Raw genomic sequence first — 12,670 nt, 5'->3', positions numbered from 1 at the left:
CTTCAGCGCCGCGCGCTTGGCCAGCGTCCGGGGCATCGGCTTGGGTGGCGCGGGCTTTGCCGCGACAGGTTTGGAGGAGACGGGCTTGGAGGAGGCAGGCTTGGAGGAGACGGGCTCGGAACCCGCCGCCGCCGGGGCGGGCGTGGCTTCGGACGGCTTGCCCGCCGCGCCCCGCCCGGCCAGGCGGCCGCGCAGGGGCGTGATCAGCCGGGCGATCTCGCCCCAGAGATAGGCGTCCTCGCCGGAGAGGCCGCGCGGGCGCCGGGGCGTCTTCATGGGGCGGGCGCCCCGGATTTCGGGAGCAGGACCACGAAGCCGACCGCGTCGCGCAGGTTTCCGGCGGCGACGCCCGCCTCCGCGCCGGTGCCGAGATAGAGGTCGCCCCGCGCCGGCCCGACGATGGCCGAGCCGGTATCGGCGGCGACGACGAGACGCCCCGGCTCGGAGGCCCCGGCGATCCGCCCCTCGAGCCAGAACGGCAGGCCGTAGCGCCAGAGGGTGGCGTCCACCGCGAGGTTGCGGCCCGGGCTGAGCGGCACGCCGGCCCCGCCCGGCGGCCCCAGGCTCGGGTCGTCGATCTCGGCGAGGCGGAAGAAGATGTAGGAGGCGTTGGCCCGCATCAGCCGGGCGGCGTGCTGCGGGTTCGCCCGCAGCCAGCCGGTCCAGCGCGCCAGGGTGAGGCCGTCGAGGGGCAGGTGCCCCTCCGCCACGATGAGCTTGCCGATGGAGGTGTAGGGCCGGCCGTTGCGGCCGTCGTAGAGCACCCGGACCGAGCGCCCATCGGTCAGGCGGACCCGGCCCGAGCCCTGGACCTGGAGCACGAACAGGTCGACGGCGTCGCGCAGGTAGAGCAGGGGGCGGGCGCGGGCGCCCAGGGCGCCGTCCTCGATCGCGGCCCGGTCGGGATAGGCCGCGAAGCCGTCGCCGACCCGGCGCGCGGCGCGCAAGGACGGGTCGAGGCCGGGCCGCGTCTCGCCGGGCTCCAGGCTGACGAGGTCGTCGGGCCGGGCGAGCACCGGGGCGGTGAAATCCGGGCCCGGGGCGGGTGCGCCGACGAGTTCCGGTTCGAAATAGCCGGTGAGGAAGCCGGTGCGCCGCTCCGGGTCGCCGCCGGCCGCGGGCCTGACGATCCGGTAGGCCTCGAAGGCCTCCGCGAAGAAGCGCGCCGCCTCGGCCTCGGGCACGGTCTCGGCCCGGGCGCAGGCGGCCCGCAGGGCCTCGGGCGCGCCCGTGACGGTGGCGGGCTGGGGCGTCGCCGGCGGGGTCCGGCAGGTCCGGCGGAAGGCCGCCAGCGCCCCGGCGGCGTCCGGGCCGGGAAAGCCCGGCAGGGAGGCGGTCGCGACGGGCTCCAGCACGGCCCCGCCCACGCGAAACGGCTCGGCCGCGGGGGAGGGGAGGCTGAGGGCGGCGAGGAGGACCGCCGCGGGACGGGAGAACCGGGTCACGCGATCCTGTGCGGCGTCGGGCTCAGGCGCCGGCTTCCGTGGCGACGAGCTGCCAGTTCGGGTCGCGGGTGCCGAGGGTGCGGGCGAAGGTCCAGACGTCGGGGACCTCCACCACCGCCTCGGCGCTGCCGTCCGTGACCTGGCCCTGCGCGTTGCGGGTGGCGGTGATGAGGTGGGAGAGGAAGCGTACGGTGATCTGCGCGACGCGGTTCTTCACGTCGACGGAGACGATCTCGGCCTTGTCGAGGGAGACGAAGGTGGTCTCCACGGTCTCGCGGCGGGCCTCGCGGGCATCGATCTCGCGCTCGAAGCCCTCGCAGACCTCGCGGGAGAGCAGGCCGCGCAGGGTCTTGCGGTCCCCCTTGGCGAAGGCGATCACGATGGCCTCGTAGGCGCTGCGGGCGCCCTCCACGAAGGCGCGCGGATCGAAGGCGGGCTCGACCTGGACGACGGCCTCGAGGCCGTGGGCGATGGCCGAGCCGGGCTCGGCGATGCCGCGCCAGTCGCGCACGTCCGTCTTCACCGCGGTCTGGCCGCGCTCGGCCTGGGGCGGGACCCGGTCGGCGCCCGGCAGGCGCACGACGTTGTCGCCGTCCCCCCGCGCGGCCGGCGGCTCGGTGCGGCTGCGGTCCACCGGCTTGAAGGGCGAGCGCTCCGTGCCGGTCTTCTGACCCAGCACCGAGCGCAGGCGCCAGATGACGAAGACCGCCAGCGCGAGGAAGATCAGGGTCGTCAAGTCGAAGGAGTCCTGCATCACTGATCCGATCGTGGCCGTGGCACGAATACGTTACTTCACGGGGCTCTGGAAACCCGGCCCGATTCCTCGGCTGACAGGCCTGGCCGAGAGAGTCCCGGCCCAGTCGCGCAGCCATGTCGCGCAGTTGACGGCCCCTGCGCAAGGCGCGGGCCGGCGTCCCGCGCGCGGAGTCTCGGCCGGGACCGAACCTCCGGGGTCGTGCGATGATATGGATATCGCGGATGCCGATTCCAGGCGAGGGCGTGCGGCTGCGCCGCCTTGACCCGCCCGCGCGCCGCCTCGCCTTGTCCCGTGCGGACGAGCATGATAGCGCGCTATCGCGCCGGCCGGGCGGTGGCGGCGTGTCGGTGTGCAGGCCGGTCCGCCCGGCTCCGGGCGACCGGGACCGGCGCCCGTCACGGGTTCGCCTCCCGGACCCGAGGGCACACGACCCGGGCTCCACCGCGCCCCGACGATTCAGGAAGAGGACAGAACGCCATGGCCGACACTCCGGCACCGAACGGCAACGGTGGCGCCACGGCGCAGACCGACGACGCGACGCCGACGATCAACGCGCTCGCGCAGTACACCAAGGATCTCTCCTTCGAGAATCCGAATGCGCCGCGCTCGCTGCAGCCGCAGGAGAGCGGACCGCAGATCAACATCCAGGTCAACGTCAACGCCAAGCAGATTGCCGAGTTCGATTTCGAGGTCGACCTGACCCTGGAGGGCGATGCCAAGATCGCCAACGAGGTGCTGTTCGCCTTCGAGCTGACCTATGCGGGCATCTTCCGCATGCGCAACATCCCGCAGGACCAGCTCCACCCGGCCGTGATGATCGAGTGCCCGCGCCTGCTCTTCCCCTTCGCGCGCCAGATCGTCGCCGAGGCCGTGCGCAACGGCGGCTTCCCGCCCCTCTACATCGACCCGATCGACTTCGTCGGCCTCTACCGCCAGAAGGCCATGGAAGCCCAGGCCCAGGGCGAGACCGGACCGCTCGCCTCCTGAGCGCACCCGGCCCGGCCGCCCCGGGCGGGATGTCCGGGGATCAGAAGACCGGCCTCGGCCCTTACGTAGACCGGACCCGGCCGTGACGCGCAGCCGGTCCGGCCGCGGCCCCTCGTGCCGCCGGGTCGCATCAGTTCCTGGATCGCATGCTCGCCACGCACCACCTCGCCCTGATCAACGTCTTCACGGGCGACATCCAGGGCGGGCTCGGCCCCTTCCTCGGCACCTGGCTCGCCGAATCCGCCTCCTGGAGCCCCTCGCGGGTGGGCTTCGTCACCACCCTGGTGGGCATCGGCTCCCTCCTCCTCAGCGGCCCCTTCGGCGCCCTGGTCGACCGGCTCGGCCGGCCCCGGCTGCTGATCGCGGTCGCCTGCGGGGCGATCCTGTGCGGCACCTTGCTGCTGCTTCCGGCCCGGGGCGTGATCCCGGTCTTCGCCGCCCAAATGATGGCGGCGGCGGGCGGCACGCTGCTGCTGCCCGCGGTCACCGCCCTCACCCTCGGCATCGTCGGCAAGGACCGCTTCCCGAAGCAGCAGGGCCGCAACCAGGCCTTCAACCATCTCGGCATCCTGCTCGCGGCCGGCGGCATCGGCCTCGGCACCGGCTGGTTCGGCCCGGCCATCGCCTTCTGGGTGCTCGGCGGCATGGCGGTCCTGGCCATCGTCGCCACGCTCACCACGCCGGGCCACTGCTACAGCGAGCGCCGGGCGGTGGGCTGGCAGGAGGATGCCGACGACCAGCCGGAGCGCGCCGGCCTGCGCAGCATCGTGGCCAACCGCAAGCTCCTCGTGCTCGCCGTGGCGCTGGCCCTGTTCAACCTCGGCAATGGCGGCATGCTCTCGCTGCTGGGCCAGAAGCTGGTGGCCACCGCCGTCGACGCCACGAGCTGGACGGCCCGCTACGTCATGGTGGCGCAGCTGGTGATGATCCCCGTGGCGCTGTTCGCCGGGTCGCTCGCCGACCGGCGCGGCCGGCGCCAGCTCCTCCTCGCCGCCTGCGCGGTGCTCCCCGTCCGCGCCGCGCTCTCGGCCTTCATCGACGATCCCCTCTGGCTGATCTCGGCCGAGATCCTCGACGGCGTCGCCTCGGGCATCATCGGCGTCGCGGTGCCGGTGGTGGTGGCCGACCTGACCTGGGGCTCCGGCCGCACCCAGACGGCCCTGGGCTCCCTCAACGCCATCCAGGGCATCGGCGGCGCGCTCTCGGCCTGGTACGGCGGCCTCGCCCAAGCGATGCTCGGCTGGACCGGGGCCTTCCTGGCGCTGGGCGCCCCGGCCCTCCTCGCCCTGGCCCTGGTGCTCTGGCTCGACACCACCAGCGAGGGCCGCGGCGGGCGCAAGCGCGCGGCGGAGGCGCCCGCCCGGGACCCGGGCGAGCCCGGGCCGGGGACCCGGCGGAAGCGGCCCGCGCCGAAGGACGCGTCCAGCGACGCCTCCAACAACGCCTCCAGGACCGAGCCCGAGACGGCTTGAGGACGTATTGCCGCCGGGCGGAACGGCCCGCGCCCGCCTCGGTTTGGCGAGGGTGCCTCAGCCACCGGAGCCCCCGACGATGGACGATCGACCCGACGGACGGACCCTGCGGGTCACCGAGCCGCGCGCCGTGCCCTGGCTCAGCGTGGTGTTCGGCTACGGCCCGATGCTGCCCTTCGCCGTCGGCGCGCTGGCCGCCTGGGGCTGGAACGGCGACCCCCTCGGACAGGCCGCCGCCGCGCTGACCATCCTGTGGGGCTGCGCCATCCTGCTGTTCCTGTCGGGGGTGCGCCGGGGCGTCAGCTTCCGCACCGAGGGCGGGGCCACCGTCACCCAGATCGCCACCATGACCGGGCTGTTCAGCCTCGGCTTCGCCGCCCTGGTGCTCACGACCCTCGACGAGGCCGTGCCGGCCCTGGTCCTGCTCCTCCTCGGCTTCGGCGCGATCGCCGTGCTCGATCCGATCGCGGCCCGGCGCGGGGAGGCGCCGCTGTTCTTCGCCCGCCTGCGCCCGGTGCAGATCCCCATCGCCATCCTGAGCCTCGCGGCGCTGCTCGCCCTGGCGCTCTGATGCCCGGACCGCTTGCCGCCCCAGGCCACCCGCGATAGAGCCCCCGGGACCCCGAACAGCCCCGACGGACGCGAAGATCACCATGGCCAAGGCCGATTCAACGAAGGCCGACATCCTGAAGCCGCGCCTGCCGCGCGGTTTCGTCGACCGGCGCGCGGACGAGATCGCCGCCCAGCACCGCATGCTGGAGACGATCCGCCGGAGCTTCGAGCTCTACGGCTTCGAGGCCCTGGAGACGCCCTTCGTCGAGTACACCGAGGCCTTGGGCAAGTTCCTGCCCGATCTCGACCGGCCCAACGAGGGCGTGTTCTCGTTCCAGGACGACGACGAATCCTGGCTCTCGCTGCGCTACGACCTGACCGCGCCGCTGGCCCGGCACGTGGCCGAGCATTTCGACGCGATCCCCAAGCCCTACCGGAGCTTTCGCGCGGGCTACGTCTTCCGCAACGAGAAGCCGGGGCCGGGGCGCTTCCGCCAGTTCATGCAGTTCGACGCCGACATCGTGGGCGCCGGCTCGGTGGCGGCCGATGCCGAGATCTGCCTGCTGATGGCCGACACCCTGGAGAAGCTCGGGCTGACCGGCCAGTACGTGGTCAAGGTCAACAACCGGAAGGTCCTCGACGGCCTGATGGAATCGATCGGGCTCGGCGGTCCCGACAGCGCCGGCCAGCGCCTGACCGTGCTGCGCGCCATCGACAAGCTCGACCGCCTCGGCGATGGGGGCGTGCGCGAATTGCTGGGCGCCGGCCGCAGGGACGAGAGCGGCGACTTCACCAAGGGCGCGGGGCTGGCGGAGGAGGCGATCGGCCGGGTCCTGGCCTTCACCGGCTGGACCGGAGCGGGCGCGGCGCCGGCCGACACCGCCACCACGCTGGCGAATTTCGAGGCGTCGCTGGCGGGCAGCGCCGTCGGCCTCGAGGGCGTGCGGGAACTGGCCGACATGGCGGCTCTCTTCGCCGCCGCCGGCTACGAGGATCGCATCCGCATCGACCCCTCGGTGGTGCGCGGGCTCGAATACTACACCGGCCCGGTCTACGAGGCGGAGCTGACCTTCCCGGTGACCAACGACGAGGGCCAGGTGGTGCGCTTCGGCTCGGTCTCGGGCGGCGGGCGCTACGACGGCCTCGTCGGGCGCTTCCGGGCCGAGCCGGTGCCGGCCACCGGCTTCTCCATCGGCGTCTCGCGCCTGTTCTCGGCGCTGCAGCTCGTGAAGAGCCCGCTCCTGGAGGGCATCGCCAAGCCCGGCCCCGTGGTGGTGCTGGTGCTCGACCGGGACAACATCGCGGATTACCAGCGCCTGGTCTCGGCCCTGCGCGAGGCCGGCATCCGGGCCGAACTCTATCTCGGCGGCTCGGGCATGAAGGCGCAGATGAAATACGCCGACCGGCGCGGCAGCCCCTGCGCCATCATCCAGGGCTCGAACGAGCGCGAGGCCGGCGAGGTCCAGATCAAGGACCTGATCGAGGGCGCCAAGGCGGCGGCCGCCATCACCAGCAACGCCGAGTGGAAGGCCGCGCGCCCGGCCCAGTTCTCGGTGCCGGTGGCCGAGATGGTCGAGCGGGTGCGCGAGGTCCTGGGACGCCACTTCTGACGTCCCAGGACTTCCGAGATCCCAGGACTTCCGAGATCCCAGGACTTCCGAGATCCCAGGCGCGACCCGGGGCCGTGGAGGCGGGCTCCACGGCCGTGAGGCCTCAGGCGACCGAGATGTCGACCTGGATGTTGCCGCGGGTGGCGTGGGAGTAGGGGCACACCACGTCGGCGCGCTTCACGAGATCCTCGGCCACGGCCCGGTCGAGGCCCGGCAGGGTCGCCTTGAGGGCGACCACGAGGCCGAAGCCCGTGCCGTCGTCGCGCGGGCCGATGCCGACGCTCGACTCGATCTTGGACTCCTCCGAGACCTGGATCTTGTCCTTGCCGGCCACGAACTTGATCGCGCCGAGGAAGCAGGCGGCGTAACCGGCCGCGAAGAGCTGCTCCGGATTGGTGCCGGCGCCGCCGCCGCCGCCCAGCTCCTTCGGGGTCGAGAGCTTGACGTCCACCTTGGAGTCGTCGGTCGCGGCGGAGCCCTCGCGGCCGCCGGTGGCATGGGCGTGTGCGGTGTAGAGTGCCTTCATGTCGGTCTCTCCTCGTGGTGAACGGATGCGTCGGTTCGGGCGCTGCGCCCCGGCCGGGCCGGGACGATCTCGATTGCGCGCAACCTAGTTTTCATCTCGCACGGAACTTGATTGTGCGCAATACGAGTTTTGCATAAGGTCGTGACAGGTCGCCGGTTCCGTACGGCCACCCCTGAGGAAGGACACCGCACCATGTCGGGACGGACCACCCGCCCCCGCACCGAGCCGGCCATCGATCCGGGCGCCGACGCCCTGAGCCTCGACAGCCAGCTCTGCTTCGCCGTCTACGCCACGGCCCATGCCTTCGGGCGCGCCTACCGGGCGCTGCTCGCCGGGCATGACCTGACCTACCCCCAGTATCTGGTCCTGCTGGTGCTGTGGGAAGAGGAGGGCCTGACGGTCAAGGAGATCGGCCAGCGCCTGTTCCTCGATTCCGGGACCCTGACGCCCCTGCTGAAGCGCCTGGAGGCGGCCGGCCACGTCCGGCGCGCCCGGGACCGGGCCGACGAGCGTCAGGTCAGCATCTTCCTCACCGAGAAGAGCCGGGCTTTGAAGGGTCGGATGCAATGCGTGCCGGACGAGGTGGGCGGCCTGACCGGCCTCGATCTCGACGGGCGCCGGGCCCTCCTCGACATCCTGATGAACCTGCGCGGCGCATTGCATGCGGGCCTCGGCGAGGCCGACGACCGCCCGGTCGCCGCCGGCCCCGAAACCACCGCACGGCGCGGGTCCTGACAAGGGCGAGCCCTGATCGAGGCGGGGCATGGAAAAAGCCGCTCCCGCCAGGGCGGGAGCGGCTTCCGGACCGTGCTTTCGCGAGCGTGCCCGGCCGGCCCTGAAGGGGCAGGCCGGAGCGAGTCTGAAACCCGTGCTTCGGGATCAAGACGTCTCGAGGATCAGGACTTGGTTCAGGACTTGGTCTTGAGGTAGGCGATGATGTCGTCGACCTTCTTCGGGTCCTTGACGCCGGGGAAGACCATCTTCGTGCCCGGGATCTTCTTCTTCGGGTCGGTCAGCCACTCGTGCAGGTTGGCCTCGTCCCAGGTGATGCCGGAGCTCTTCATGGCCGCCGAGAAGGCATAGCCGTCCGCGCCCTCGCCGGCCTTCGCGCCGACGACGCCCTTCAGGGTCGGGCCGACGCCGTTCTTCTCGAAGTTGTGGCAGGCCTTGCAGGGGGCGAACGCCTTCTCGCCGGCGGCGGCGTCGCCCTCGGCATGAGCCGACAGAGGCAGCAGCAGGGCCAGGGCGGCGCCGAACATGATATGACGCATCGTGTGTTTCCTCCTTGAAGCGGCTTCAGCCGCTTGGGCTTATGGCAGAGCTTACCCGTTTAGAACAGATCGAGACAGGAACGCGCAAGGCGGACTGCGATGCGCTGCGGCCAAAGGAAGCTTCTCCGGCGGCGTTCGGTTCCGCCCCGACCGACGAGGCCACGAACCGGATGCGCCGCGCCGGTGTTTGTCCTACTCTCCCTCGCAAAGCGCCGTCCCTCCGTCTCGCGCTGTCGCCTCCTCATAGGCGATCCCGGCTGAGCGGATGATGAAGACGGCGCGCCCCGGAGGACATGCCCATGTCGATCGCCTTTCCCGTGCCCGATGCCGCCATCGTCGCCCGCCGCGAGGCGATCATCGCCGGCCTCGCGCCGCTGGTCGCGCCGGAGGCGCTGGTGACCACCGAGGACGAGCGCCGCGCCTTCGAGACCGACGGGCTCACCGCCTACCGCAAGATGCCCCTGGCCGTCGTCCTGCCCTCGACCACCGCCGAGGTCTCGGCCGTGATGGCGTTCTGCCACGCCAACGGCGTCCGGGTGGTGCCGCGGGGCGCCGGCACCTCGCTGGCCGGCGGCGCCATCGCGCAGGAGGACGCGGTGATCCTCGGCATTTCCAAGATGAACCGCATCCTGGCCGTCGATTACGAGAACCGCACCGCGCGGGTCGAGGCCGGCATCACCAACCTCGCCATCTCGGGCGCGGTCAGCCACGAGGGCTTCTTCTACGCCCCCGACCCGTCCAGCCAGCTCGCCTGCACCATCGCGGGCAACATCGCGATGAATTCCGGCGGCGCGCACTGCCTCAAGTACGGGGTGACCACCAACAACCTGCTCGGCGTCACCCTGGTGATGAACGACGGCACCGTGGTGGAGATCGGCGGCGAGCACCTCGACGCGGCCGGCTACGACCTCCTCGGTCTCGTCTGCGGCTCCGAGGGGCAGCTCGGCATCGTCACCGAGGCCACCGTACGCATCCTGCGCAGCGCGGAGGGCGCGCGCCCGGCGCTGGTCGGCTTCGGCTCGGTGGAGGATGCGGGCGCCTGCACGGCCGCCATCATCGGCGCCGGCATCATCCCGGTGGCGATCGAGTACATGGACCGCGAGGCGATCCTCATCACCGAGGATTTCGCGCAAGCCGGCTACCCGCGCGACGCCGAGGCCATGCTGATCATCGAGGTCGAGGGCTCGGACGCCGAATGCACGGCGATGCTCGCCCGGATCGAGGCCATCGCCAGCGACTTCAACCCGACGAGCCTCCGGGTCTCGAAATCGGAAGCCGAGAGCGCCGCGATCTGGAAGGGCCGCAAGTCCGCCTTCGGCGCCACCGGCCGGATCTCGGACTACATCTGCATGGACGGCACCATCCCCACCGGCCAGCTCCCCGGGGTGCTGGAGCGCATCGGGGCGATCTGCGCCGCGAAGGGCCTGCGCGTCGCCAACGTGTTCCATGCCGGCGACGGCAACCTCCACCCGCTGATCCTGTTCGACATCAACACGCCGGGCGAGATGGAGAAGGCGGAAGCCGCCGGGGACGAGATCCTCAAGCTCTGCGTCGAGGTCGGCGGCTGCCTCACGGGCGAGCACGGCGTCGGCATCGAGAAGCGCGAACTCATGCGCTTCCAGTACGCCCAGGCCGATCTCGAGCAGCAGATGCGGGTGAAGAACGTCTTCGACCCGCACTGGCTGATGAACCCCGCCAAGGTGTTCCCGCTGGAGGGGCGCCTGGTCGCCTGATCGCCCGAGTCTCCGGGTGTCTCGGTCCCTCAGGCCTCGGCGCCGAAGGCCTCGCAGCGGAAGGCGCCGTAATCGGTGCGGGCCAGGCGCTCGGCCAGCGCCGGCAGGAACAGCATCGCCTCCTCGCCGAGGCGCCAGGGCGGGTTGACGATCACGAGGCCGCTGCCGTTGAGCCGGGTCGGGTCGGGCTCGGAGACCATCAGGTCGAGGCGCAGGGCCGGGCGGGCGAGCTCCCGGTCGAGCTGGGCCACCATGTGGTCGACCTTGGCGACGTCCTTGATCGGGTACCAGCCGAGATAGATGCCGGTCGGCCACTTGCGCACCGCCCTGGCCAAGGCCGCCCCGAGGCGGTCGATCTCGCCGAGCTCCTCGTAGGGCGGGTCGATCAGCACAAGGCCGCGGCGCTCGGGGGGCGGGATCAGCGCGTTGAGCGCCGTCCAGCCGTCGAGATGCATCACCTTCGAGAGGGAATCCTGGTTGAAGCGCGCCCGCAGGGTCTCGGCGTCGGCCGGGTGCAGCTCCACGAACACGCCCTGGTCGCTGGGGCGCAGGAATTCGCGGATGAGCGCGGGCGAGCCCGGATAGGTGTCGGCCCCGTGCCGGTCCTGCACCGCCGCCACCGCCGCCCGGTAGGGGGCGAGCAGGGTCTCGACCGCCTCCGGGAACGGCGTCGCGAGGCGGCCCCAGCCTTCGTGCCACTCGCCCGTGCGCCCGGCCTCGTCGGCGGTCAGGTCGTAGAAGCCGAGGCCCGCATGGGTGTCGATCGCCCGGAACCCCGTGGGCTTCAGGCAGAGATGGGCCAGCACGCGGCTGAGCACGAGGTGCTTCAGGACGTCGGCGAAATTTCCGGCGTGGAAGGCGTGGCGGTAATTCATGACGTCCGGACCTGTCTCACCGCGGGCCCCGGCGGGCGGGCCCGGGGGCGGAGCGCGGCATCCTCTACCGCGCGGCGTCGATGGCCACCTCGCCGGCGCGGCAATGCTGGCGCGCCACCTCGGGGCAGGGGGTGAAGCCGCGCAGGTCCTTGGCAAAGCAGATCCGCACCTCCTGGAGCTGGCCGCCCCGGCAGGTCACCGACATCATGTCGGGGCGCAGGCCCCGGTTGGCCGCCACGAACTGCCGGGCGACCTCGATGGGCGCCATCCGGATGTCGCGCTCGGGGGCCTTGAAGGCGTCCGGGATGGTCACCGCCGCCCGGGCGTCGCGCGCCGCCTGGAAATACGAGACCGGGTCGAGGCCCGAGCAGGTGCCGTGGGTGCGCCACTCGTGCCGGGCCAGCCCCTCGCTCGGATAGACCTCGCCCGCCACCGCGATCGCCTGCCGGGTCGGCGCGCGCGCGACGGACGAGCAGTTCGAGGGGTAGCCGCGGCTGTATTGCGGCCAGAGCCCGTGCACGACGAAGCCGAGGCCGCGCCCCGGCCGGCACTGGCCCTCCGCCTCGCGCCGGGCGCCGGGCCCCTCGCAGTAGGTCGGCGACCAGGACAGGGCCAGGACGTAGAAGTCGAACGCGCCCGGCGTGCCGCCGCGCTCGAAGCCTTGAGCCAGCGCCCCCGGCGCCGTCAGCGCGAGGGCGAGACCCGCACCGGCGAGGCGTCGAGAGCGCCGAGAGGCGTGACTCACGGACGGGCTTCGCGGCAGGCCGAGGAATAGGCGTAGGCGAGGTTGCGATCGAGGCCGTGGACGCAGAACTCGATGCCCCAGTCGGCGCCGATGATCCCGAGCCCGTCGCGCACCGAGTAGTCCACCTTGCGGCGGACGCCGTCCGAGGTGGTGGCCACGGCGCTGCAGAAGCGGCGCGGCACGTAGTCGAGGCCCCAGGGGCGCCAGGCCGTGCGCTCGATGTGCTCGTAGCGCAGGATCGTGAGGGAGGAGTTCCAGAACTTCGCCTCCTTCTCGGCGAAGTGCGTCGAGAGCCGCTCCAGCACCTCGGGGGCCTGGCAGCCGGGGATGTCGGCGTCGTAGTTGAACTCGCGCTCCTCGGCGGGGGTGATCTCCTCGCGGCCGGAGCGGGCGAGCGCCGGCTGGAGGGCGCCCGCCAGGACGAGGCCGAGGGCGAAGGCGGTGGAGAGGGGATTCGGGCGCATGCCGGCGTCTTTGTTCCGCTGGAGTCCGTGAACGTCCCGGAACGATGGCGCCTCGCATCGCCCTGTCAAGCACGGGGCCGGGCGCCGCGTCGCTTTCCGGGCGCCCTGGGTTGCGCCGGGCACAGTCCGGACGGGTTCGGGCGAGGCCTCAGTAGATCGGTTCGGCGAGGCCCGGCGCGGCCAGCGAGAGCGGCTCGGCGGCGAAATCCTCCGGGGGGAGGGCGGTCGCGACC

Annotated in this window: 13 protein-coding genes and 1 pseudogene; 6 read left to right on the top strand and 8 right to left on the bottom strand. The window is 72.3% G+C overall.

The genetic code is table 11. From position 1 onward, the window contains the following. From AC3WLN_RS21820 to AC3WLN_RS21810, 3 genes and pseudogenes are all read right to left on the bottom strand, one after another. Positions 1–276 (bottom strand): annotated as a pseudogene (locus AC3WLN_RS21820) (Smr/MutS family protein); the annotation flags it as partial. Beyond that, entirely contained in the window at positions 273–1,445 is a 1,173-nt protein-coding gene (gene mltA, locus AC3WLN_RS21815) for a murein transglycosylase A (protein ID WP_492484784.1), read from the bottom strand. The gene mltA and the pseudogene AC3WLN_RS21820, both read right to left, overlap by 4 nt. 22 nt (positions 1,446–1,467) lie before the next feature. Continuing rightward, the gene (locus tag AC3WLN_RS21810; RefSeq protein ID WP_492484782.1) at positions 1,468–2,199 is read right to left on the bottom strand and encodes a Tim44/TimA family putative adaptor protein; all 732 of its coding nucleotides are present in this window, start codon (positions 2,197–2,199) and stop codon (positions 1,468–1,470) included. A 480-nt stretch (positions 2,200–2,679) separates the two neighbouring features. Between AC3WLN_RS21810 and secB the strand changes: the two genes are divergently transcribed. The 4 genes from secB to hisS all read left to right on the top strand — a co-directional run bounded on the left by secB (position 2,680) and on the right by hisS (position 6,823). Next, complete coding sequence (secB, locus tag AC3WLN_RS21805) at positions 2,680–3,189, top strand: protein-export chaperone SecB (protein ID WP_463772179.1); 510 nt, start codon at positions 2,680–2,682, stop codon at positions 3,187–3,189. Positions 3,190–3,335: 146 nt separating this feature from the next. After that, positions 3,336–4,661: an MFS transporter gene (locus AC3WLN_RS21800; RefSeq protein ID WP_492484780.1), complete on the top strand. Its 1,326-nt coding sequence runs from the start codon at positions 3,336–3,338 to the stop codon at positions 4,659–4,661. 79 nt (positions 4,662–4,740) lie between these two features. Continuing rightward, positions 4,741–5,232 (top strand): DUF3429 domain-containing protein, encoded by a 492-nt coding sequence (locus AC3WLN_RS21795; RefSeq protein ID WP_492484778.1) that lies wholly within the window; start codon positions 4,741–4,743, stop codon positions 5,230–5,232. 82 nt (positions 5,233–5,314) lie between these two features. Then, positions 5,315–6,823 (top strand): histidine--tRNA ligase, encoded by a 1,509-nt coding sequence (gene hisS / locus AC3WLN_RS21790; RefSeq protein WP_492484776.1) that lies wholly within the window; start codon positions 5,315–5,317, stop codon positions 6,821–6,823. Between the two features lie 103 nt (positions 6,824–6,926). Here hisS and AC3WLN_RS21785 read toward each other — a convergent pair whose 3' ends face one another. After that, complete coding sequence (locus AC3WLN_RS21785; protein ID WP_056187450.1) at positions 6,927–7,349, bottom strand: organic hydroperoxide resistance protein; 423 nt, start codon at positions 7,347–7,349, stop codon at positions 6,927–6,929. Between the two features lie 192 nt (positions 7,350–7,541). Here AC3WLN_RS21785 and AC3WLN_RS21780 point away from each other — a divergent pair, with 192 nt between their 5' ends. Beyond that, positions 7,542–8,084, top strand: a complete 543-nt coding sequence (locus AC3WLN_RS21780; RefSeq protein ID WP_492484773.1) for a MarR family winged helix-turn-helix transcriptional regulator — start codon at positions 7,542–7,544, stop codon at positions 8,082–8,084. A 173-nt stretch (positions 8,085–8,257) separates the two neighbouring features. On the opposite strand, the gene AC3WLN_RS21775 is transcribed toward AC3WLN_RS21780, so the two are convergent. Then, positions 8,258–8,620 (bottom strand): c-type cytochrome, encoded by a 363-nt coding sequence (locus tag AC3WLN_RS21775; RefSeq protein ID WP_243912885.1) that lies wholly within the window; start codon positions 8,618–8,620, stop codon positions 8,258–8,260. A gap of 299 nt (positions 8,621–8,919) precedes the next feature. On the opposite strand from AC3WLN_RS21775, the gene AC3WLN_RS21770 reads away from it, so the two are divergent. Next, positions 8,920–10,353: an FAD-linked oxidase C-terminal domain-containing protein gene (locus tag AC3WLN_RS21770; RefSeq protein ID WP_492484771.1), complete on the top strand. Its 1,434-nt coding sequence runs from the start codon at positions 8,920–8,922 to the stop codon at positions 10,351–10,353. A gap of 29 nt (positions 10,354–10,382) precedes the next feature. Here AC3WLN_RS21770 and AC3WLN_RS21765 read toward each other — a convergent pair whose 3' ends face one another. The 3 genes from AC3WLN_RS21765 to AC3WLN_RS21755 all read right to left on the bottom strand — a co-directional run bounded on the left by AC3WLN_RS21765 (position 10,383) and on the right by AC3WLN_RS21755 (position 12,437). Then, positions 10,383–11,228: a 23S rRNA (adenine(2030)-N(6))-methyltransferase RlmJ gene (locus tag AC3WLN_RS21765; protein WP_492484769.1), complete on the bottom strand. Its 846-nt coding sequence runs from the start codon at positions 11,226–11,228 to the stop codon at positions 10,383–10,385. 64 nt (positions 11,229–11,292) lie between these two features. Then, complete coding sequence (locus tag AC3WLN_RS21760) at positions 11,293–11,973, bottom strand: ribonuclease T2 family protein (RefSeq protein ID WP_492484767.1); 681 nt, start codon at positions 11,971–11,973, stop codon at positions 11,293–11,295. Continuing rightward, complete coding sequence (locus AC3WLN_RS21755) at positions 11,970–12,437, bottom strand: hypothetical protein (RefSeq protein WP_492484765.1); 468 nt, start codon at positions 12,435–12,437, stop codon at positions 11,970–11,972. Before AC3WLN_RS21755 ends, AC3WLN_RS21760 begins: the two co-directional genes overlap by 4 nt. Positions 12,438–12,670: the final 233 nt, after the last annotated feature.

Source organism: Methylobacterium sp. FW306-05-D (assembly GCF_058782155.1).
The sequence above is the reverse complement of the archived record's forward strand: the minus strand, read 5'-3'. Positions and strand labels throughout refer to the sequence as shown.